Source organism: Actinotignum vesiculae, from assembly GCF_051267215.1.
Lineage (GTDB): Bacteria > Actinomycetota > Actinomycetes > Actinomycetales > Actinomycetaceae > Actinotignum > Actinotignum schaalii.
Genome location: NZ_JBOZGG010000010.1, coordinates 1 through 19,776 on the forward strand (window position 1 = coordinate 1; position 19,776 = coordinate 19,776).

Below are 19,776 nucleotides of genomic sequence, written 5' to 3' on the forward strand. Positions count from 1 at the left end.
CCCGTTTCCAAGGCTTATCCCAAAAAGGAGGGCAGGTTACCCACGTATTACTCACCCGTTCGCCACTAATCCACCCACAACAAGTTGCAGGCTTCATCGTTCGACTTGCATGTGTTAAGCACGCCGCCAGCGTTCGTCCTGAGCCAGGATCAAACTCTCCATATAAAAACAGAGAGCCAAAACAACTAGCTCAAACAAAATAAATAACAAGAACAAAACACACCACCAACAAACAAACCAACTAAACACCACATAAAAACACAGCATCTAGTCACTATCTATTGGAGTGCTACTGTCCTTGCACACACCCACACAACCACCAGGAAACCAACAATTCAGTGAACCTGGTTAGGTCATGTGAACAAAAAATCACGTAAAAAATATATTAGTCAGACACGCTATTAAGCATCCAAACACCATACCCACACCCCACACCAACCATCTACATCAAACAGACTGGTTGGTCCGAGGAGGAAATCATTCACGCTCAAGAAGAGCAACCCCGTTAGCCTACCACCATGGCCCGGTTCTTTACAAACCAGGAAGCCTGTGGACTAGAACATAATCACGAGGATTCCGTGTCGCTTCGAGGCGTTTCCGGCTCTCGGCGACGGGTAACAAGCTTACAAGCCCGGCCCGCTAGACGCAAATCAAACCAGAGAGACACCCACCACACCCAGCCCAAACACCCAGAAAACCAGAGAAAACCACGCTCGAACACCTGAAAAACACGCCTCAACAACCCAGCCGGAGACTCATCGCCCGTCCCGGGTAGCGTCTAGACCACCACAGCACACACCTACACACCCCTCAAGCACCGCCCAGCCAAGCTCTGAGCCGCGGCACATGAAGCGCGCGGGCGAGGAGCTGCGGCGTCGTCGATAATAGAGAAGTGAGTGCACGTAAAGTTCCGGCCACTGCCGGTACCCCTCAGCAAAGCGATCCGAAGCGTCCGTCCCCCAATTCCAATACAAACCATCCGGACGGAGGAACCGCGCTCCGGCCCGGCACACAGCTCGGCTTGCTCGTCACCCTAGTTATTGCCGTCCTGTCCTATCAGCTCAACACCACGATGGTGACTCCCGCGCTCCCCGATATCGGGCGCAGCTTTGCGGTGAGCGAGGGGACGCTCGCGCTGGTGTCGAGCCTGTTCTTCCTGGCCGGCGCGGTCGCCGGAATTCTTCTGACCCGGTGGAGTGATTTCCTCGGGCGCGCGCGGATGCTGCTGGCGGTGCTCGCGATCTTGCTGGTGGGCACACTGGTGTGCGCGTTCGCCCCGAACTTCCCCATTTTCGTGACCGGGCGGGTCCTGCAAGGCGTCTCGGGAGCGGTTTTCCAGCTCGCGTATATGATTCTGAGCGAATCGGTATCTCCCGCGCTGCTCGGCACGATGCTGGGTATTATCAGCGCCGCGAACGGCGGCGTGGGCGGCCTAGACGGCTGGCTCGGCGGGATCCTTACGGACCGCTTCGGCTTCCAAGCGATTTTCTTTGTGATCGCCGCACTCACCACGGCCGCGATTTTCCTGACGGCCCGGGCACTGCCCGCGCAAAAACAGCCAACCACCACCGGAAAGATGGATTGGTTGGGCGGCGGGTTGCTCTCGCTCAGCCTGATTTTCCTGACCTACTACGTCAATATCGGTGGCACCCGCGGGTGGTTCGCCCCGGCCAGCCTCGCATTTTTCGGGGCGGCCGTGCTATTTTTCTGCGCTTTTTGCGTGGCGGAACGCCGAGTTGCCTCGCCGCTTTTCGCTTTGCGCCATCTGGCATCGCGCCATTGCTGGCCGCTTATCGCCACAACGCTGCTGTCTCTCGCCTCGGTTTTCGCGGTTATCAATTTTACGGTCGCGCTTTTCGCCCAGAATTCCGAGGCGGGATACGGGCTTGAGGCTGGCCGCGCCGCACTCCTTTACCTCACCCCGCCGGCACTTATTGGCCTGGTCGCCGCACCGCTATCCGGATGGCTGGCAGGGAAAATCGGCTGGCTCACCGTGCTACGCACCGGGCTCGCCGTTTCCCTGTGCGCGATTGGCGGCATCTGGCTTTTCCTTGAGCACCGCTGGGTTGTTTTCGCCCTTATCGCGCTTCTTGGAATTACCTATAACGGCATGATTCTCACAACGGTCAACGGCCTGGGCGTGATCCTGGCCCCGCCCGAGGCGCCCGGTTCACTCCCCGGCCTCAACGGCGCAGCTTTCGGCGTGGGCGCGAGCCTGGGCATCGGCCTGGTTGCGCCCCTGGTGGGAACCTGGGGCGGCTACCGCGGGGCGCTAGCGCTTTCCGCGGGTATTGCCGGGGCGGCTTTGCTGAGCGCGTGCGTTTTGAAGATGCGTACCGATTCCTAACGACGACGCCGCTACCTAGCCGCCGCGCACCCGGCCACATAACGGACCCGGATAGCAACACACGGCGTGCTCACACAAGAACGCTCTCGCAGGAAAGTGGCCTGACGTGAACGTGGCCGGCACCCGAACTAAATCAGGCACCGGCCACGTTCGCCGCTTGAGCACATGAATGAGCTAAGCGAATACCTCAGCCCTTAGAGCAGCGAAGCGTAGAGTGCGCGGATGTCTTCCTTGGTGGCCTTGCGGGGGTTGCCCGGGGTGCACACGTCGTTGAAGGCGTCCTCGGCCAGGGCGTCGAGGCCGGATTCGTCCACGCCCACCGCGGAGATCGTGGTGGGGTTACCCAGGTCCTCAACCAGCTGCTTGACCGCGTCCACCGCGTAGGTACGCGCGTCTTCTAGCGCGACGTCGTACGAATCCTTCATGCCGAAGGCATGCGCAATATCGCGGTACTTTTCACCGGTGTACTCGGCGTTGAACTTCATGACGGCCGGCAGCAGGATACCGTTGGCCACGCCGTGCGGCGCGTCGTAACGCCCACCGAGCGGGTGCGCCATGCCGTGCACCAGGCCCAGGCCCACATTGGAGTAGCCCATGCCCGCGATGTAGGAGGCGTAACCCATCTGTTCCACGGCGTCGGTATCACCGTCGGCAGCCTTGCGCAGGTTCTTCGCGATCATCTGGATCGCCTTGAGGTGAACCGCGTCCGAAAGCTCCCAGGCACCCGGGGTGATGTAGCCTTCGATGGCGTGGGTGAGGGCATCGAGCCCGGTCGCCACCTTGAGGGAACGCGGCATGCCGTCCATGAGATCCGGATCCACAATGGCGAGCACCGGAATATCGTGTTCGTCCACGCACACAAACTTGCGGTGCTTCTCGGTATCGGTAATCACGTAGTTAATGGTGGTTTCCGAAGCGGTACCGGCGGTGGTGGGGATACCGATAATCGGCACGGAGGGGTTCTTGGTGTCCGCCACGCCCTCGAGGGAAAGAACATCGGAGAATTCGGGGTTCGCACCGATAATGCCGATGGCCTTCGCGGTATCCTGCGGGGAACCGCCGCCCAGGCCGATAAGCACATCCGCGCCGGAATCCTTGAGCGCCTGCACGCCGGCCTTCACATTTTCGACGGGCGGGTTCGGAACAACGTCGTCGAAAATCTCGTAAGCAAAATCGGCCTCATCCAAACGCTTCGTCACTAGGTCCACGGTCCCGGCCTGGCGCACGCCCTTGTCGGTGATGATGAGGACTTTCTTGAAGCCGCGGCGATGCAGCTCGGGGACCAGCTGGTCGAGCGCACCGCGCCCGAAGTACGAGGTTTGGTTGAGGATCATGCGATTAACCATGACTACTCCTTATGTCGAATATTCGTAGCAACTGCGCCACTTTCCTGACATGGAACATTGTTCCATTTTTTTGACCCCCTCCCTATGACGTAAGGCCCGGCACGGAAAGATCGCCGGGGCCGTGGCGATATTTTTCCGCCAGATCGGTTACGGAGCGGTGTAGCTGCGGGTTACCGTGCATGGCTTTTAAGCACGACGACGCCGCGTCCCCGCGGCGCGCGGGCGCGCCGCGGCGCCGTCGTACCACCTGGAGCGAAGCTATTCCACATCGAGGGGGACTCGGAAGCGCGGAGCCGGGAAGGCGGCGTCCAGGCGCGCGAGTTGGTCGGCGCTCAGTTCGAGGCGCGCGGCCTCCAAGTTTTCCCGCATATGTGTGAGTTTGCCGGTGCGCGGAATCGCGATGGCGTCGCCCTGCGCCAGCACCCAGGCGAGGAGAACTTGGAAGGGGCTGATGCCCAGTTCACGGGCGACCTCGGTGAGGGCCGGGTTGGTGACCAGGCCGTTGCGCAGGGTGCCGGCCTGGGCGAGTGGGCAGTAGGCGATGAGCGCCACGCCGCGCCGTTCCATGAGGCCGCGCAGCTCCACTTCGATGCCGCGCGAGCCGAGGTGGTAGAGCACCTCGTTGGCCTGGCAGTTGGCGCCGCCGGGCACCGCGGCCAGGTCCTGCATATCTTCAACGTCGAAATTAGAGACGCCCCAGCTGCGGATTTTCCCGGTCGCGCGCAGGCGTTCGAGTTCCGCCACGGTTTCGGCCAGCGGGGTGCCGCCGCGCCAGTGGTAGAGGTACATATCAACGTAGTCGGTTCCGAGGCGCTTGAGGCTGGCGTCGAGCGCGGCCTCCATGCGGTGGCGCGAGGCGTTGGAGGGCAGCACTTTGGTGATGAGGTAGAGAGATTCGCGCGGGAAAGGCGTGATTGCTTCGCCCACGAGTTCTTCGGAGCGCCCACTGCCGTACATTTCCGCGGTGTCGATGAGCCGCGCCCCGCCTTCGATTCCGCAGCGCAGCGCCGCGATTTCTTCCTGCCGGCTCGCCGGGTTATCGCCGAGGAACCAGGTGCCCAGCCCGAGGGCCGGCACGGTATCGCCGTTCGCCAAGGTGATGTTGCGCATGGGGCTTCCTTTTCGTGTTCTGCTTGCTTTCCGCTTGTTTTCTGCTTGTTTTCTGCCTGCTTTCCCGGGGCCGCCACCGTAGGCTCCGCGCCGCGGGGGCTTTCCATTCCAGGGTGCCACGGATAGCGTGCCCGCGCCAGGCGTTTCGGCGGGCCCGGCTGGTCGGGCCTGCCGGGCCGTTCAGGATGCAACCCCACGGACATCGAGCCCCACAGGATGCAACCCCACGACAGTGGCCGCCACAGGATGCAACCCCACGACATCAAAACGATTTCTTAACGTAGCTGCCGTTGCACTTTGATTTCGGGCGGACGCGGCGAGCTTCCCGCGAGCTTCTCATGGACCTCATGAAGTTCAATAGTCACACCAGAACCTGGGGACAGGGTATATGTTTTCTAAGCTGTACTTCGTATGTACGACATCCGCAGTACATCCCGGAAAAACATACCTTCCTCGCCGGCGCGGCGAGGCGGGGAAAGTCAGCGGTTGACGCGGGGCTAGGATTGCCGTTGCTCAGCTCGTGCTTGGGGCATCGTTTAATGTTACGAGCACGCCTGACGATGGTAGTGACCGACCAACTGTCTTGGCGGTGATCAACATGAAGCCATGACCATCACTTTCATATATGTTAAAGTCCCTGACTTTTCCAACTACTTGACGCCGACAGCCACGTACACTTTGCACATGCGTCGAGTGAAGGGATAGCTATGGTTCGTATTCCTCCGGATCCGGATTGGACGCCGGTGCCTTTCCGCCAGTCGTGGAGCGGGCACCTCATTACAGGCACTATTACCGCGATAGGTATTGTGATTGCGCTGGCGCTGAGCCGGTTGTTCCTCCTTCACCAGGTGAATTTTTTCGCTCTGCTGCTCATCGTTGTGCTGAGCACCGTGGCTGTTGAATTCTTTTCGGCGCACGTCGACCGTTGGGATCAACGCCGCTGGCACCATCCGAGCCCGGGCGGATGGATTCCCCCGCTGTGCCGGATTGTATTTTTTACAGGGGTCTATTTTCTTGTCGCATTCGCACTGACGTGGGACTCCCGGCAGGCACTCATCTGTGGCGGCGTGGCTACCACCGTCGCGATTATCGAGGTGTTCGGGATACGGGAATGGAAAACCGGCTTGACCACAGCGGAGGTAAAAGAAGCCAATCTGGCAGCCAAGAAAGCGCTTGAGGAAATAGCTATAGAAACGCGCATTGAACGGCGGGAGAAGGCTCGGCGCAAGGAAGCGGAGCGCCGCAAGCGGCTCGGTTTACCGGAGGACACCAGTCCGATTATCACGGTAAAGCGGGGTGGCTTCGAATTCCGGCCGCACCGCGTGAACTTTATTCCGCCGCGCGCCGCGCCCGACGCCGCGGGGCAGCCTGATGATCACTCCGATAAGCGCCCTCAGGAGGGGCGGAATTAGCAGCGCGGTGCGCGGCGGTGTGCGCGGCGCCGGCCGCTGAGCTGGGCACGGATGTAGCGGCCGCAGCGGAGGTATGCGCGGCGCGGCGGCCGCGGATTTCCTGCCAAATATTGCGGCTGCGTGCAGCGCTTTCGGTACCCGGCTGGGCGGCCCGGCTTCCGCGCCGCCGCGGCCGCTCGGTAGCAAGTTCCGCCACTTCAGGTGTTTCTGCCGGTTGCTCGGCTACCGGCTCAGGCTGAGCCTCCGTTTCCGGCATATTCTCCGCCTCGGGTGCCGCATCGCCTTCCCGCGAGACTTCCGGCATAGCCTCCGCCTCGGGATGATCGCCCGCTTCCGTTTCCGCTTCCGCCTCGGGCGCCACATTCAACACCGGCACCCCGGCGGCCGGCCCGAGCGCGGTGGCGCGCTGGAGGCGGACTTCGTCCACAGAGAGCAAAATCCCGGCCGCCCGCTCCAGGATGGTCACCTGCCAGACCTGCACCCCGGCTCCGGCCAGGGCCCGCACGGCGTCAGTAATATCCGGATCGATAGCGAAAGCGAAGATGCTCAGGCGCGGCGCCGGTTCCGGAATGGGCGGATTGACGGCGGTGAACTCCTGCCAAGCGGAGGAAAAATCGTGAGGCCCGCCCGGGAAAAGCCGGGTGATTTCGCGCCTGTCTAAAGTGGCGTGCTGAGCGGAACGGGCGAGGGCCGCGAGGAGCGCTGCGCCGTCGAGAATATCAATAATATCGACGCTAATAATGTTCCCGGTGGCATCCAAGGCAACCAGAGAAGCGGTGCCGCTCTCCCCCTCCGGGCGTGTCCACGCCACCTGGAAGGCCGGGAAATCGAGGAACTCCGCAATCTGGGCGCGCAACGCTTCGGCAACGGAGGCGCGGGTTTCTTCCGGAAGATCAGCGGGAGGCGCCGCGCGATGAAATTGCCCGCCACGTAATGAGAAAACGCCCACGAGATACCATCTCCGATACTGCTTACCGCACCAACCTGCCTACCCAAGCCTATCCTAGGCGAGGTACCTGAGAATTGACTGCACCGCACTTTCTTGTACGACGGCGCCCGCGTCTCCGGGTGCTTACGCTGCCGTGCCCGAACGGCCCCGGTGGCCCGGTATCGCTAAGCCACCAGATGCCAAGCGGCCGGGTGGAAACCAGCTCCGTGAAGAGCTCGGTTCCCGCCCGGCCGCTGTGCTGTGCTAGCCGCGTTCAGCTCGCGCTTGCGGGCTCAAAGCCGCCGCTTCGCGGCTCCGCAGCCTCGCAGCTACGCGCGAGGTGCCAAAGCTACGCCGTCGCGCCGGCTCCGGACTCCTGCCCCTTGGCCATGACGGCCGCGCGCCCGGCTTCCAGGCGCGCCACCGGCACCCGGAACGGGGAGCAGGACACGTAATCCAAACCGACAGAGTCGAAGAAGTGCACCGAGGCGGGATCCCCGCCGTGCTCGCCGCAGATACCCACGGTGAGATTCGGGTTGCCCTTCCGGCCGCGTTCGGTACCCATGCGCACCAACTCGCCCACGCCTTCGCAGTCGATGGTCTCGAAGGGCGAGGTGTCAAAGATCCCTTCCGCCATATAGGTCGGAATGAATTCGTGTTCGACGTCGTCCCGCGAGAAGCCCCACGTGGTCTGGGTCAGGTCATTGGTGCCGAAGGAGAAGAATTCGGAATCTTCGGCGATCTTCTCCGCGATAATCGCCGCGCGCGGCAGCTCAATCATATTGCCGATCGCGATGTCCAGGTCGTAGCCGGATTCGCGTTCCACATCGGCGATGATCTTGCGGGCACGGTCCGCGACCAGGCGGAATTCCTTATCCGAACCGATGAGCGGGATCATGATTTCCGGATGCGGATCCAGGCCGCGCTTGCGGCAAGCAACCGCAGCTTCGGCCACCGCCCGCACCTGGAGATCCACGAAACCGGGGATCTGGATGGACAGGCGCACCCCGCGCAGGCCCAGCATCGGGTTATCTTCGTGGCGTTCGGTTGCCGCCCGCAGCAGGGTGCGGGTGTGTTCGGGCACCTGCTGACCGCGGGCTTCCATGGTGGCTACCTCAACCGCCAGCTTCGTCATATCCGGGAGGAATTCGTGCAGCGGCGGGTCGATGAGGCGCACCACCACCGGCAGGCCGTCCATCGCCTCGAAAATACCTTCGAAATCACCGCGCTGAAGCGGCATGAGCGCACCCAGGGCCGCCTCCTGCAATTCCGGGGTGGCCGCGAGGATCACGTGCTCAATGAGTTCGCGCCGCTCGCCCAAGAACATATGCTCGGTGCGGCACAGGCCGATCCCCTGCGCCCCGAATTCGCGAGCGCGCGCGGCATCTTCCGGATTATCGGCATTGGTCCGCACGTGCATACGCGCGGACTTATCCGCCTGGGTGAGGATGCGATCCACGGAACGCACCAGTTCGCAGGTGTCCACATCATCGCCGGCGGCTTCCAGCGCGGCCTCCAAGCCCTGGGAAACATAGATCATGACCGGGGAATCTTCCACCGGCACCGCCCCGAAGAACACTTCCCCGGTGGTGCCGTCAATGGAGATCACGTCCCCGGCGCGCAGCGTCTGCCCGGTGGACTTGATGAAGACCGTGCCGGCCTTTTCTTCCACCAGCAGATCCTCCGCGCCCACCACGCAGGTGCGGCCCATCCCGCGGGCCACCACCGCGGCGTGCGAGGTTTTCCCGCCGCGCGCGGTGAGCACGCCGGCGGCCACCACCATGCCGGGCAGGTCATCCGGGTTGGTTTCGCGGCGCACCAGGATCACCTTGGCACCTTCCGCGGCGCGCGCCTCCGCCTGCTCGTTACTGAACACCACTTCGCCCACGGCCGCACCCGGGGAGGCCGCCATGGCCTTGGTGATGAGGGTGCGCTGCGCATCGCGCTGGAACTGCGGGAAGAGCAGCGAGGTGAGCTGTTCGCCGGTGGTACGGGTGATGGCTTCTTCCGCGCTGATGAGCCCTTCGTCCACCAGCTGGGTGGCCACCCGGAAAGCAGCGGCGGCGGTGCGCTTCCCCACGCGGGTTTGCAGCATCCACAGCTTGCCTTCCTGGATGGTGAATTCGATATCGCACAGATCCCGGTAGTGGTTCTCCAGGCGCTTCATGATGTCCATGAGCTCGTTGTAGGAAACCGGGTCCAGCTGCTCGAGGTCCTTGAGGGAGAGGGTATTGCGGATACCGGCCACCACATCCTCACCCTGGGCATTGACCAGGTAATCGCCGTACACCCCGGAGTGCCCGGTGGAAGGATCGCGGGTGAAGGCCACGCCGGTACCGGACTTCTCCCCCATATTGCCGAAGACCATCGTGCAAATATTGACGGCGGTGCCCAGGTCATCCGGGATGTGTTCGCGCCGGCGGTAGATGCGGGCGCGTTCGGTGTTCCAGGAGCGGAACACCGCGGTGATTGCGAGGTTCATTTGCCGGCGCGGGTTCTGCGGGAAGGGGTACCCGGTGGCGCGCCGCACGATTCCCTTGAATTGTTCGACCAGCTCTTGCAGGTCCGCCGTCGTCATATCAAGATCGCCGCTGTAGCCTTTTTCCTTTTGGAGGGCATGCAGGGCGTCCGAGAAAAGATCCCCATCAATATCGAGCACGGTCCGGGCGAACATTTGGATGAGGCGCCGGTAGGAATCCCAGGCGAAACGTTCGTTGCCGGATTGCGCCGCCAGGCCCTTGACTGATTCATCATTGAGGCCAATATTGAGCACGGTTTCCATCATGCCGGGCATGGAGAACTTCGCGCCCGAACGCACCGAGAGCAGCAGCGGATCCTCCGGATCGCCAAGTTTCTTGCCCATCTGCTCTTCCACGGCTTCTAGGTGGCGCGTCACCTCCGCTTCAAGTTCTTCGGGTTCCTGTCCGTTACTCAGGTAGTAGCGGCAAGCTTCGGTGGTGATGGTGAAACCGGGTGGGACAGGCAAATCCATGTGGACCATCTCAGCCAGGTTAGCTCCCTTGCCGCCGAGCAGGTCCTTCATGTCCTTGTTGCCCTCGGTAAATGCGTATACGAACTTTGTCATATCGTCCTCCGTGGGGATTCACACGCGCATAAGTGCGCGGAGCGGCCCCGTCGCCGCTCACGTGTCCAGGGTAACACTTTGGGGCGGCGTGATCGAGAGGGATTTTTAGTGAATACCGCGCACATTTCCGGCGCCGTCCACGTCAATGGCCAGCGCGGATGGTTCTTGGGGCAGGCCCGGCATCAGCATGACGCTCCCGGCCATGACGACGACGAACCGGCCACCCGCGGAGAGATGCACCTCGCGTACCGGCACGTCGAAATCGCTGGGCGCGCCCAGGCGTTTCGGGTCGGTGGTGAAGGAGGCCGGGGTTTTCGCGATGCACACGGGATAGCTGCCGTAGCCGCGTTCTTCCAGGTCGCGCAGTTGCTCGCGGGCTTCTTGCGCGAAGGTCACGCTCGCGCCCCCGTAGACGCGCCGCACCACCGCGGTGATTTTTTCGGCAAGGCTCGCGTGATCCGGGTACGTGAACGTGGTGCGGGAGGGCATTTCGAGGGCGCGCAGGACCGCTTCAGCCAGTGGCGCCGCACCTTCCCCGCCGCGCGCGAAATGCTCGGAAACGGCCACGGGCACGCCCAGATCTTCGAATTGCGTGCGCACCTTTGCGATATCGGCTTCGGTATCCGTATCAAAACGATTAAGGGCGACGACGACGGACTGCCCCCACACCGCCCGCAAATTCTGGATGTGCCGGGCGGCATTGGCGATACCCCCGTGGTAGCGCAGCGCGCGCAAGGTGATCACGAAAACGACGGCGTCGGGGCGCAGCCCGGAGGTCCGGCACATAATGTCAATGAATTTTTCGGCACCCAGGTCGGCCCCGAAGCCCGCTTCGGTAACCGCGATCTCCCCCATCGCGAGCGCGGCGCGGGTGGCCATCACAGAATTGCAGCCGTGGGCAATATTGGCGAAAGGCCCGCCGTGGACCAGGGCGAGGGTTCCTTCCTGGGTGGCGACCAGGTTCGGGGAAAAAGCTTCGGCGAGCAGGGCGAGCATGGCGCCGGTGGCGCCCAGGTCTTTAGCGGTCACCGGTTTGCCGGCGCGGGTACGGGCCACTTCCATGGAATCGAGGCGCTCGCGCAGGTCCGCGAAGGAGGAGGCCAGGCAGAAAGCTGCCATGACTTCGCTGGCGGGAACAATATCGAAACCGGTGGCGCGGGTGGCGTGCGCGCCGGGATTGGAGTGGGTGCCCGCGCCCGGGCCGGCGCTATCCAGGCGCCCGCTGGGGCTGAGAAGGATGGCGCGCAGAGCCCGGTCATTCATATCGATGACGCGGCGCACGCTCACCGTAGCCGGGTCAATATCGTGGGTATCGAAATACACCGCGTTATCGGTCATGGCGGCCAGCAGGTTGTGGGCCGCGGCGATAGCGGCGAAGTCGCCGTTGAAGTGCAGGTTAATGGAATCCGCCGGGGTGAGGGTGGCGCGGCCCCCGCCGATGGCCCCGCCCTTGAGCCCAAAGACCGGCCCGAGCGAGGGTTCGCGCAGGGCCAGCACCGCACGTTGGCCGAGGTAGCGCAGGCCGTCGGCCAGGCCGATGGAGGTGGTGGTTTTTCCTTCCCCGGCCGGGGTGGGCGACATGGCAGTCACCAGCACGAGGCGGCCGGGTTGCGCGGGGTTGGTTCCGGGCTGGGCACTGAGGCTTTCTACCCAGCGGTAATCGATCTTCGCCCGATCCCGACCGAAGGGGATAACCGCGTCGGCCGGCACACCCGCCGCGAGGGCGGCATCAATCAGGGGAAGTTCGATAGACATACGCTGTATTTTATACCGATGGCTCAGCTCCCTTAGCTAAGCGGGCCCATGTCAGCGACGTAGGCATCGAGAAGCGCTTGGCCGCGGGCATCGTCGTCGTTATTAAAATACCGGAGCACGCGGGCCGGAACCCCGACCACAATGCAGTTCGCGGGGACGTCGCGCATGACGACGGCGCCGGCGCCCACGATGGAGTTTTCGCCGATGGTGACGCCCGGGCCGATCGTGGCGGAGGCGCCGATCCACACGTTATCGCCGATGGTGATCGCGGTGCCGAATTCGAGGTCGGTTTCGGCGCGCAGGCGCGGGGGAACCGGGTGGCCGGCGGTGGTGATCGTGACGCGCGGGCCGATGAGGACGCGGCGGCCCAGTGTGATGGGGGCAACGTCGAGCAGAATCGCGCCGGAGTTGATGAAGACTTCCGGGCCGATGTGGACATTCGCGCCGTAATCGCAGTGGACGGGCGGGACCACGGTGGCGCTCGGGTCGAAGGAACCGAAGAAGCGGGCGGCGATGGTGCGGATCGTTTCGTTATCGGAAGGGTTGGTGGCGTTGAGTTCATGCTGGACGGTGAGGCCCTCGCGGCGGACTTTGGCGAGGTAGGGGTCGTCCGCGATGTACATTTTTCCGGCGACCATGCGTTGCCAGGTGGGTGAGGGTTGCGCGGCGGGCGCGGGGTTCGGCGTGGCGGCGTTAGGTGCGGATTCCGGCGCGGGCTGATTCGATTCGGTCATGGGTTCATTCTGGCATATCTGAGCTACCATCTATGGTGAACTCTTGTTCACCCTCGGAAGGGATGCGGTGGTGCGTTTCCCAGGTTTTCAACCCCGGCGGTGGCCGGCTGGACATCGTGGCCCAGCTGGCATGCTGCCGCTTCGCCCCTCGGCGGGCTCCCAACTACGCGGCCGGGCACCCGCCACCGCAATCACCCTGATAAGACCTCACCAGCAGCGGGCCACGCGCGTGGCCCCCATCAGAAAGGATGAATAATGCGCATTGCAATTATTGGAGCGAATGGCTCGGCCGGGAAGCTCCTCACCCAGGAAGCTGTTGCGCGCGGGCACGAAATTATTGCCGTGACACGCTCGGAAAATGAAACAGTGGCGCCGGTTTCGCTGCGCCGCGATGTTTTCGATATTGAACGCGGAGATATTGCCGGATTTGACGCCATGGTGGACGCGCTCACGCCCAGCGCGGATGCCGGGGAGGATTTCCCCGAGCGCGCCGCGAGCCATCTTATTGATCTGGTATCTGGGCTGCCGACCCGGCTCATCGTGCTCGACAGCGGGGATGGGAAGGTCCCGGCGGCGGTGGAAAGCGCCCGCATCGCCAAATGGACGTATATTTCCCCGGAGGTGACCTCCGCGGAGTTGGCGGTGGCCGTGATTGAGGAAATCGAACGCGGGCCGCTGACCGCGCATATTCGCCAGCGTGTGGTGGTGGGGAAGTAAAGATAATAGAGAAGTGGAGTAAGGAACATACCTCCACAATCGCGCATTAGGGCCGCGCCTGGGATTCTCGGGCGCGGCCATATTTTGCATGGTGTGAGCATTTTATCCCTATTCTATTGCGTGGTTCGATCATCTCAGTTAGCCTATCCGTATATTTCGAACGAAATATATGTTCCGATAGGTGAGCGCGGAGGCGCGCCCTCCGAATGTCCGTGAGTGCCACACCCGGCCCGACCGGGGGCACGGCACTTTCGGTAGCGTATTCGGCAGGCCCGTACCACTCGCGATGCAAGGAAGCGATCGCGGCACCCCCGCGCGGTGTTCCAGGAGTTTTTCATGATTACGTCCCCGCAGATGGCCCAGCGGCCCACCCGATATCGCTGGGTAGTCATGGCGATTATTTTCGTCACTTACGTTATTTGTATGGCCGACCGTTCCAATATCGGCACCCTGCTGCCCTTCATCAAAGAAGACTTCCATATGACCAATTCTCAGCAGGGTCTTATTGCTTCGATGTTCTTCCTTGGTTACGCGATTTCGCAGATCCCGGCCGGGTTGATTATGGGCAAATTTGGCACCCGCAATATGGTGACGTTTGCGGTGCTGTGCTTCTCCCTCATTACTTTCCTCATGGGCTTCACCACCACGGCTATCGGACTGATCGTGCTGCGTCTGCTGCTTGGTCTGGCCGAAGGTCCCACCCCGGTAGGAATGACTTCCACGATTAATAACTGGTTCCCGAAACGGGAGAAAGGCACTGCCACTGGTATCTATATCGCTTCCACCCAGCTGGCCCCGATGCTGGTTCCGCCTATCGTGGTGGTTCTCGCCCACAATATGGGCTGGCAGCACGTGTTCTGGGTCTTCGCGATTCCGGGCGCGATTATGGCCATTGTCTGGCATATTTTCGTGCGCTCGTATCCGCGCCAGTCTTCCCGCGTCAATAAGGCTGAACTCGCCCACATCGCTTCTGAAGAAGTGGTCACCCAGACCAACCGCAAGGAAGCGTCGTGGATGCCCAAGGTCGATAAGCTGATCCGCTACCGGAAGGTCAAGCGCCTGGAGACCAACGGCGATGTTATGCGCTCCTGGGATATCTGGGGCGATACCCTTGCGTACTTCTTCATGAACAATGTGCTTTACGGAATGCTGACCTGGATTCCCACCTACCTGGTAGATGCGCGCGGTTACGATGTCTTCGCCATGGGCTGGGTGGCTGCCTGCCCGGCGCTGGGCGGTATTATCGGTGCACTCACCGGCGGCTGGGTTTCCGACCGCATCTTCGCGGGCCGGCGTAAGCCAACGATGCTGCTGACCGCCCTGTTCACCGCAATTATGTTCGCCGTCGTCCTTGTGGTTCCCAATAATATGTATGTGGTTGCGCTCGCGCTGATCCTCACCGGCTTCTGCCTCAATCTGGGCTGGCCGATGTTCACCGCCTACGCGATGAACCACTCCACCGAAAAGACCTACCCCTTCGCGATTTCTATCATCAACTCCGGCGGCAACCTGGGCGGATTCTTCGCCCCGCTTATCGTGGGAATGCTGCTTGATGCCACCGGTAGCTACAACGTGGCTTTCTCGTACTTCGTCGTCGTTCTGCTCCTCGCTTTCGTTATTCTGCTGACGCTGCGCGAGCCGAAGCCGCAGGCCGCGAGCGCCGGAAAGGAAGAAGCTTAAGAATGAGTGCCGAAAGAAAAATTCTCTCCGGAGTGGTCGCCGATGATCTTACGGGCGCGACCACCACGGGAGCGTTATTGGCGGCACGCGGGGTCAAGAATATTGTCAGTCTCAGTGACACGTCGAACTTGAGTTACGACGACGTTGACGCACTGCTCGTCTCCACCGATTCCCGCAGGCTCCCGCCTGACGAAGCTGCCTCCCGGGTACGCAATGCCACTCGTGATCTGGTGGCACGCGGGGCAACGATATTCTCCAAGCGCACTGATACCACAATGCGCGGAGGTATCGGCTACGAAATTGATGCCATGCGTGATGTGCTGGGCGATGATTACGTGGCGATTATCGTGCCGGCCATGCCGCCCTCAAAGCGAATCGTGGTGGCCGGGTATTCGCTTATCGATTCGCTGCTCCTGGCTCGCACCGGTGTGGCCAACGATATTCTCAGCCCGGTCAAGGAGTCGTACCTTCCCAAGTTGTTAGCCGGGCAATTGCGCGACGCCGTCGACCTCATCTGCATGAATACGGTAGTGGAGGGACGCGACGCTATTCGAGCCGCAATGCAAGATTCCTATGACCGCGGCGTTCGTAATATTCTCTGCGATTCAGTATCGAGCGAAGACGTTGCGGATATTGCCGCGGTGGTCAGCGAGCTCGGCTGGAAGGTGCTCTGTGTGGATCCGGGGCTATTTACCACGGAATACGCCTTGGCCCAGGGAATCCGGACCGAGGAGAAAAACCCGAAAGCACCCCTGCGCACCGAATCTCAGGAAAGCGATCACGGCACGGTGGTGATTGTGGCAGGATCCGCAACCGCGACCACCCGTCAGCAATTGGAATACATGCAGGAGGTGCCCGGTACCCATACCATTACCCTCCCCCACGATCCTTTTATTGGAGGTGGGAACGAATACGCGCAGGCGCGGGCAGAAGCTGTGGCACAGGCACGAAAGATTTTCGACGACGCCGCAGCAGGCAACGGGGAAACCAAGCAGGTACGGGTCATCATTATTACTCTCGATACCACTCTCAGCGGTACCGTCGTTGATATCAACCGTATTGAAGCAACGAAGAACTTGCCCGCCGGCCAGGGTTCGCGCAATCTGGCGCAGCACCTGGGCGAGGTTGCCCGCGATGTTATGGATATGCTCGGCGATCAGCTAGCAGGCATGTATGCCACCGGAGGTGACACGCTTGTCAATACCTGCCACGCTATTGAAGCGAGCGGTATCGCACTGGAAGACTATGTGATTCCGCAATCGGATCAGGGGAGAATTGTGGGAGGTCCCTTCAATGGCCTTCCCATGGTGGGTAAAGGCGGACTCACCGGAACTGAACACACCGCACTTCGTATCGTCAACCGACTCTTTGATGAAAGGACCGTCTCATGACACCCGCAGCACAAACCGTTGAGTCCCCCGAAAGCGGCGAGCACGCGCGCTCTCTGGCCGACCAAGCCCGCAAGGATCGCCGGCCCATAACCGCGATCACCCTCGGAGATCCGGCCGGGGTCGGCCCGGAAATCGTGGTGGGAACCGTCTGCGATCCTAGCGTGTACGAGTGTGCCCGCCCCTTCGTGATCGGTAATCGCAAGGCTTTGGAACGAGCCGCGAAAATGGCCGGTAAGGAACTGGTGATCAACGAAATTTCGGAGCCGGAAGAAGCGAAGTTTGAGTTCGGTATCGTGGACCTCCTCGATACCGGGGTGCATTCGGACGCTGATATTGAGTTCGGGAAGATTCAACGCGAAGCCCAGCTACAGGCTTATTCCTATTTGGAGAAGGCTATCGAGCTGGGGAACCAGGGCCGGCTGCACGCGGTGTCCACCGCCCCGACCCATAAGGAAGGAATGAAGGAAGCCGGAGTGCGCTACCCGGGCCAGACCGAGATTTTCCAGAATCTCACCCACTCCAAGTACGCGCTCACGATGTTCCATGTACATAAGCTGCGGGTCTTCTTCCTGTCGCGGCACGTGTCGCTGCGCGATGCGGTGGATTTCGTGACCAAGGAGCACGTGCTTGATTTCCTGCGGAATATCCACGAGGAATTCGAGCGTATCGGTTTCGACAATCCTTCTATCGCGGTGGCAGGGCTCAACCCTCATAACGGTGATAACGGGATGTTTGGCCGGGAGGAAATTGAGGAGCTGGAGCCGGCCGTGGCTGCCGCTCGCGCCGAGGGCATTCGTGCCCGCGGCCCCTTCCCCGGCGATTCGATTTTCGCCTTCTCCCTAGACGGGCGCCACGATGCGATCCTTTCCCTCTACCATGACCAGGGTCATATTGCATGCAAGACCCTCGACTTCGAGAAGGCCATCACCCTGACCCTGGGGCTACCGTTTATGCGTTCCTCTGTGGATCACGGCACCGCTTACGATATCGCAGGCAAGGGCGTCGCTAATACCGGTTCCATGGTGGAAGCTACCCGGGTATGTGCGGAATTTGCGCTGCGTAAGCTCGACGGCGAAGCACGCCGGGCCGCGCGGGCCTAAAGCGGTGCGTGCCGATTTCACCGCGTGGCGAGTGCCGGCCGCGCAGTGAATGCTGGCTACGCACTATTCGGGAGGGCCGCGTTCCCACTCAGGTGGGGCGCGGCCTTCTGGCATGCATGGACACGACGCCGCACGTGCGCGAGCAAAACCCACGGCATCCCGGGCCATGTGTCCTTAACGGAGGCGGAACCGCGGGCTAAAATGAGCGATGTCACTCAGATTCGCAGGCCAAGGATGTCCGCTCGGGCCAATCGGAGCTGAGAGTCATGCAGTTAGCCACGAGGTGAAAGAACACCGATGACCGCAACGGAAGAGCCGCGCGCCCGCCGCGCCCAGAACCGCAAAGTAGTTGAGCGCCGCGCCCGGATTCTAGAGCTGCTGGCCGGGGGAAGCGCACCGCTACGCAATGAGGAACTCGCTAGGCATTTCGGTGTTTCCCTCGCGACCATCCGCCGGGATTTGAGCGAGCTAGAAACCAGTGGAGAGCTAGCCCGCACTTACGGCGGTGCCGTCTCCGCTCATCCAGAATTTCTTCACCTGGGCGGGATTACCCCCACGAATTTGGCACGTAAAAAAGCAATTGCGAAACGAGCCGCAGCGCTGATCGCGGATGATTCCCTTGTGATCCTAGATGCGGGAACCACCGCCGAACAGCTCTCCTTCGCCCTCGATAACACCCGCCGCATCACCGTGATCACCAACGGGATTCGCCCAATTAACGCTCTAGCCCTTCAGGACAAGGTGACGGTGGTGGTACTCGGCGGAACCCTCGATATAGCCCACGACTCAATTACCGGCATCGACGCAGAAAAAATGCTCGAATCTATGCATGGCAATTACGCCTTTATGGGCGCAGTACAGATTTCACCGGAGCGCGGCATCGGGTCCCTGAGCTACGAGCAGGCGCGCCTCAAGACCCAGATGATGGCGCACGCTTCGCAGGTATACGTGATGGCGGATGCGGCGAAACTACATAATCGCCCCTATCCCTACTGGTCGCCTTTCCCTAAGCGCTGGACACTGATTACCGATACCGATGCTGATGCCGAGATGCTGCGCCGCCTGCAACGCTCAGGAGCCGAGGAGATTCTGCTCGCTAAGGTGTAGATTGTCAGTGTTTCACGGGACGAAGGCGACCGGCAGGAGGAACGATGATTATTTACCTTTCTGAAACTGGCATGACCGAGAAAGCAGCGCAGCGCCTGCGGGGCATTGTTGGCGGCGATGCGGTGCGGATAAAGGTAGCTCAGCCGTATACCGATGCGGACCTGGATTGGCGAGTCGAAGATAGCCGGGCGAACCTGGAACAGCACGGAAAGCTCCCGGCGCCGGAACTCGCAGAACCGGTCGATTTGGGCGGCGCAACGGAGGTGTTCCTCGGTTTTCCGATCTGGTGGGGTATCCCGCCGAAAGTGGTGGATAGCTTCTTGACCTCGCATGATTTGGGGAAGGCTCGGGCGCACCCCTTCTGCACCTCCGGGAGCTCGCCGATGGACGAGGCAGAGGAGTACCTACGCTCTGCTTTCCCGCAAATTGCCTGGGCGAAAGGATTGCGTTTCCACGATGGGCTGACCGAAGAAGATATCCGTTCCTGGGCCGATGCGTAGTAGAACCACGGGCGCCGTCGCTGCGCTTATCGGAACGCTCGGTACCCTCGGAACCCTCGCGGCATGTTCCCGAGAATCGCACCCCTCTTTCGACGAGCTGGAGGCTTGCGCAGGAACGGTGACGCTTTCCCATCTCAACCTGCCCGACCCCTACGGGGTTTCCTGGACGGTTGAGTTCGCGGAGGGTGACACCGCTACCTTGAGCTATAACGTTCCCGGTGACGGTGCGGGCCTGAAGGAGGTATATCGGGAATCTTTCCCGGTTGATCCGCAGCTGCGGAAAGAGATGTGCGTGCAGGCTGCGATGACAAAAGAAACCGAAACCCTGCCGGGCGGAGCAACCGCCATCTGGGATCTACCGCCCGCTGGCTCCGGGAAAACCAGTGACGTGGAAGCAACTGCGCTCATGGAGCCGGTCATGCTTATGGTCACCACGGAACGCCTATGGGCCGCGAATGAGGCGTCTGTGGAATACGCCAAGAACCGCTAGGGGAACCGCTTCATCAATCTCTTCACGCGAGAATCTTCATTCAGCTAAACTCCAGATTGGGTAGCGGTGATGTA

General features: G+C 61.5%; 15 protein-coding genes and 1 rRNA gene. 9 read left to right on the forward strand and 7 right to left on the reverse strand.

Annotation, left to right across the window (positions count from 1 at the left end; genetic code table 11):
* Positions 1-165: ribosomal RNA gene (locus ACRQHG_RS06260) — 16S ribosomal RNA — on the reverse strand; the annotation flags it as partial.
* A 727-nt stretch (positions 166-892) separates the two neighbouring features.
* Here ACRQHG_RS06260 and ACRQHG_RS06265 point away from each other — a divergent pair.
* Positions 893-2,347, forward strand: a complete 1,455-nt coding sequence (locus ACRQHG_RS06265) for an MFS transporter (RefSeq protein WP_435719822.1) — start codon at positions 893-895, stop codon at positions 2,345-2,347.
* Between the two features lie 194 nt (positions 2,348-2,541).
* Here ACRQHG_RS06265 and fucO read toward each other — a convergent pair whose 3' ends face one another.
* Together fucO and ACRQHG_RS06275 are read right to left on the reverse strand one after the other, a co-directional pair.
* Positions 2,542-3,693 carry a lactaldehyde reductase gene (fucO, locus tag ACRQHG_RS06270; RefSeq protein WP_087069693.1) on the reverse strand — a complete coding sequence of 384 codons (1,152 nt, stop codon included), beginning with the start codon at positions 3,691-3,693 and terminating at the stop codon, positions 2,542-2,544.
* A 258-nt stretch (positions 3,694-3,951) separates the two neighbouring features.
* Complete coding sequence (locus ACRQHG_RS06275; protein ID WP_435706390.1) at positions 3,952-4,803, reverse strand: aldo/keto reductase; 852 nt, start codon at positions 4,801-4,803, stop codon at positions 3,952-3,954.
* Between the two features lie 806 nt (positions 4,804-5,609).
* Between ACRQHG_RS06275 and ACRQHG_RS06280 the strand changes: the two genes are divergently transcribed.
* Entirely contained in the window at positions 5,610-6,215 is a 606-nt protein-coding gene (locus ACRQHG_RS06280) for a hypothetical protein (RefSeq protein ID WP_435719823.1), read from the forward strand.
* On the opposite strand, the gene ACRQHG_RS06285 is transcribed toward ACRQHG_RS06280, so the two are convergent.
* From ACRQHG_RS06285 to ACRQHG_RS06300, 4 genes are all read right to left on the reverse strand, one after another.
* Entirely contained in the window at positions 6,133-7,164 is a 1,032-nt protein-coding gene (locus ACRQHG_RS06285; protein WP_435706392.1) for a hypothetical protein, read from the reverse strand. The two genes, ACRQHG_RS06280 and ACRQHG_RS06285, sit on opposite strands and share 83 nt — an antisense overlap.
* 328 nt (positions 7,165-7,492) lie before the next feature.
* Positions 7,493-10,228 carry a pyruvate, phosphate dikinase gene (ppdK, locus tag ACRQHG_RS06290; protein ID WP_435719824.1) on the reverse strand — a complete coding sequence of 912 codons (2,736 nt, stop codon included), beginning with the start codon at positions 10,226-10,228 and terminating at the stop codon, positions 7,493-7,495.
* Between the two features lie 105 nt (positions 10,229-10,333).
* A complete protein-coding gene (locus ACRQHG_RS06295) occupies positions 10,334-11,983 on the reverse strand; it encodes a formate--tetrahydrofolate ligase (protein ID WP_435706394.1) in 1,650 nt (549 codons plus the stop codon).
* A gap of 32 nt (positions 11,984-12,015) precedes the next feature.
* Entirely contained in the window at positions 12,016-12,717 is a 702-nt protein-coding gene (locus tag ACRQHG_RS06300) for a sugar O-acetyltransferase (protein ID WP_435706395.1), read from the reverse strand.
* A 255-nt stretch (positions 12,718-12,972) separates the two neighbouring features.
* Here ACRQHG_RS06300 and ACRQHG_RS06305 point away from each other — a divergent pair, with 255 nt between their 5' ends.
* The 7 genes from ACRQHG_RS06305 to ACRQHG_RS06335 all read left to right on the forward strand — a co-directional run bounded on the left by ACRQHG_RS06305 (position 12,973) and on the right by ACRQHG_RS06335 (position 19,702).
* Positions 12,973-13,434 (forward strand): NAD(P)-dependent oxidoreductase, encoded by a 462-nt coding sequence (locus tag ACRQHG_RS06305; RefSeq protein ID WP_435706396.1) that lies wholly within the window; start codon positions 12,973-12,975, stop codon positions 13,432-13,434.
* Positions 13,435-13,770: 336 nt separating this feature from the next.
* On the forward strand, positions 13,771-15,114 hold the full coding sequence (locus ACRQHG_RS06310) for an MFS transporter (protein ID WP_126135677.1): 1,344 nt from the start codon (positions 13,771-13,773) through the stop codon (positions 15,112-15,114).
* A gap of 2 nt (positions 15,115-15,116) precedes the next feature.
* Positions 15,117-16,505 (forward strand): four-carbon acid sugar kinase family protein, encoded by a 1,389-nt coding sequence (locus ACRQHG_RS06315; protein ID WP_435719825.1) that lies wholly within the window; start codon positions 15,117-15,119, stop codon positions 16,503-16,505.
* On the forward strand, positions 16,502-17,605 hold the full coding sequence (gene pdxA / locus ACRQHG_RS06320) for a 4-hydroxythreonine-4-phosphate dehydrogenase PdxA (protein WP_435719826.1): 1,104 nt from the start codon (positions 16,502-16,504) through the stop codon (positions 17,603-17,605). The genes ACRQHG_RS06315 and pdxA overlap by 4 nt, the downstream gene beginning before the upstream one ends.
* A 297-nt stretch (positions 17,606-17,902) precedes the next feature.
* Entirely contained in the window at positions 17,903-18,712 is an 810-nt protein-coding gene (locus tag ACRQHG_RS06325) for a DeoR/GlpR family DNA-binding transcription regulator (protein WP_284901081.1), read from the forward strand.
* A gap of 44 nt (positions 18,713-18,756) precedes the next feature.
* Positions 18,757-19,212 (forward strand): flavodoxin, encoded by a 456-nt coding sequence (locus ACRQHG_RS06330; protein WP_435719827.1) that lies wholly within the window; start codon positions 18,757-18,759, stop codon positions 19,210-19,212.
* A complete protein-coding gene (locus ACRQHG_RS06335) occupies positions 19,205-19,702 on the forward strand; it encodes a hypothetical protein (protein WP_435719828.1) in 498 nt (165 codons plus the stop codon). Before ACRQHG_RS06330 ends, ACRQHG_RS06335 begins: the two co-directional genes overlap by 8 nt.
* Positions 19,703-19,776 lie beyond the last annotated feature (74 nt).

What these genes read in the sequence shown, in the direction of transcription:
- ACRQHG_RS06330 (WP_435719827.1), top strand. Translation starts at nt 18,757, where the DNA reads ATGATTATTTACCTTTCTGAAACTGGCATGACCGAGAAAGCAGCGCAG.
- ACRQHG_RS06315 (WP_435719825.1), top strand. Translation starts at nt 15,117, where the DNA reads ATGAGTGCCGAAAGAAAAATTCTCTCCGGAGTGGTCGCCGATGATCTT.
- ACRQHG_RS06305 (WP_435706396.1), top strand. Translation starts at nt 12,973, where the DNA reads ATGCGCATTGCAATTATTGGAGCGAATGGCTCGGCCGGGAAGCTCCTC.
- ACRQHG_RS06310 (WP_126135677.1), top strand. Translation starts at nt 13,771, where the DNA reads ATGATTACGTCCCCGCAGATGGCCCAGCGGCCCACCCGATATCGCTGG.
- pdxA (WP_435719826.1), top strand. Translation starts at nt 16,502, where the DNA reads ATGACACCCGCAGCACAAACCGTTGAGTCCCCCGAAAGCGGCGAGCAC.
- ACRQHG_RS06295 (WP_435706394.1), bottom strand. Translation starts at nt 11,983, where the DNA reads ATGTCTATCGAACTTCCCCTGATTGATGCCGCCCTCGCGGCGGGTGTG.
- ACRQHG_RS06335 (WP_435719828.1), top strand. Translation starts at nt 19,205, where the DNA reads ATGCGTAGTAGAACCACGGGCGCCGTCGCTGCGCTTATCGGAACGCTC.
- ppdK (WP_435719824.1), bottom strand. Translation starts at nt 10,228, where the DNA reads ATGACAAAGTTCGTATACGCATTTACCGAGGGCAACAAGGACATGAAG.
- ACRQHG_RS06325 (WP_284901081.1), top strand. Translation starts at nt 17,903, where the DNA reads ATGACCGCAACGGAAGAGCCGCGCGCCCGCCGCGCCCAGAACCGCAAA.
- ACRQHG_RS06300 (WP_435706395.1), bottom strand. Translation starts at nt 12,717, where the DNA reads ATGACCGAATCGAATCAGCCCGCGCCGGAATCCGCACCTAACGCCGCC.
- fucO (WP_087069693.1), bottom strand. Translation starts at nt 3,693, where the DNA reads ATGGTTAATCGCATGATCCTCAACCAAACCTCGTACTTCGGGCGCGGT.
- ACRQHG_RS06275 (WP_435706390.1), bottom strand. Translation starts at nt 4,803, where the DNA reads ATGCGCAACATCACCTTGGCGAACGGCGATACCGTGCCGGCCCTCGGG.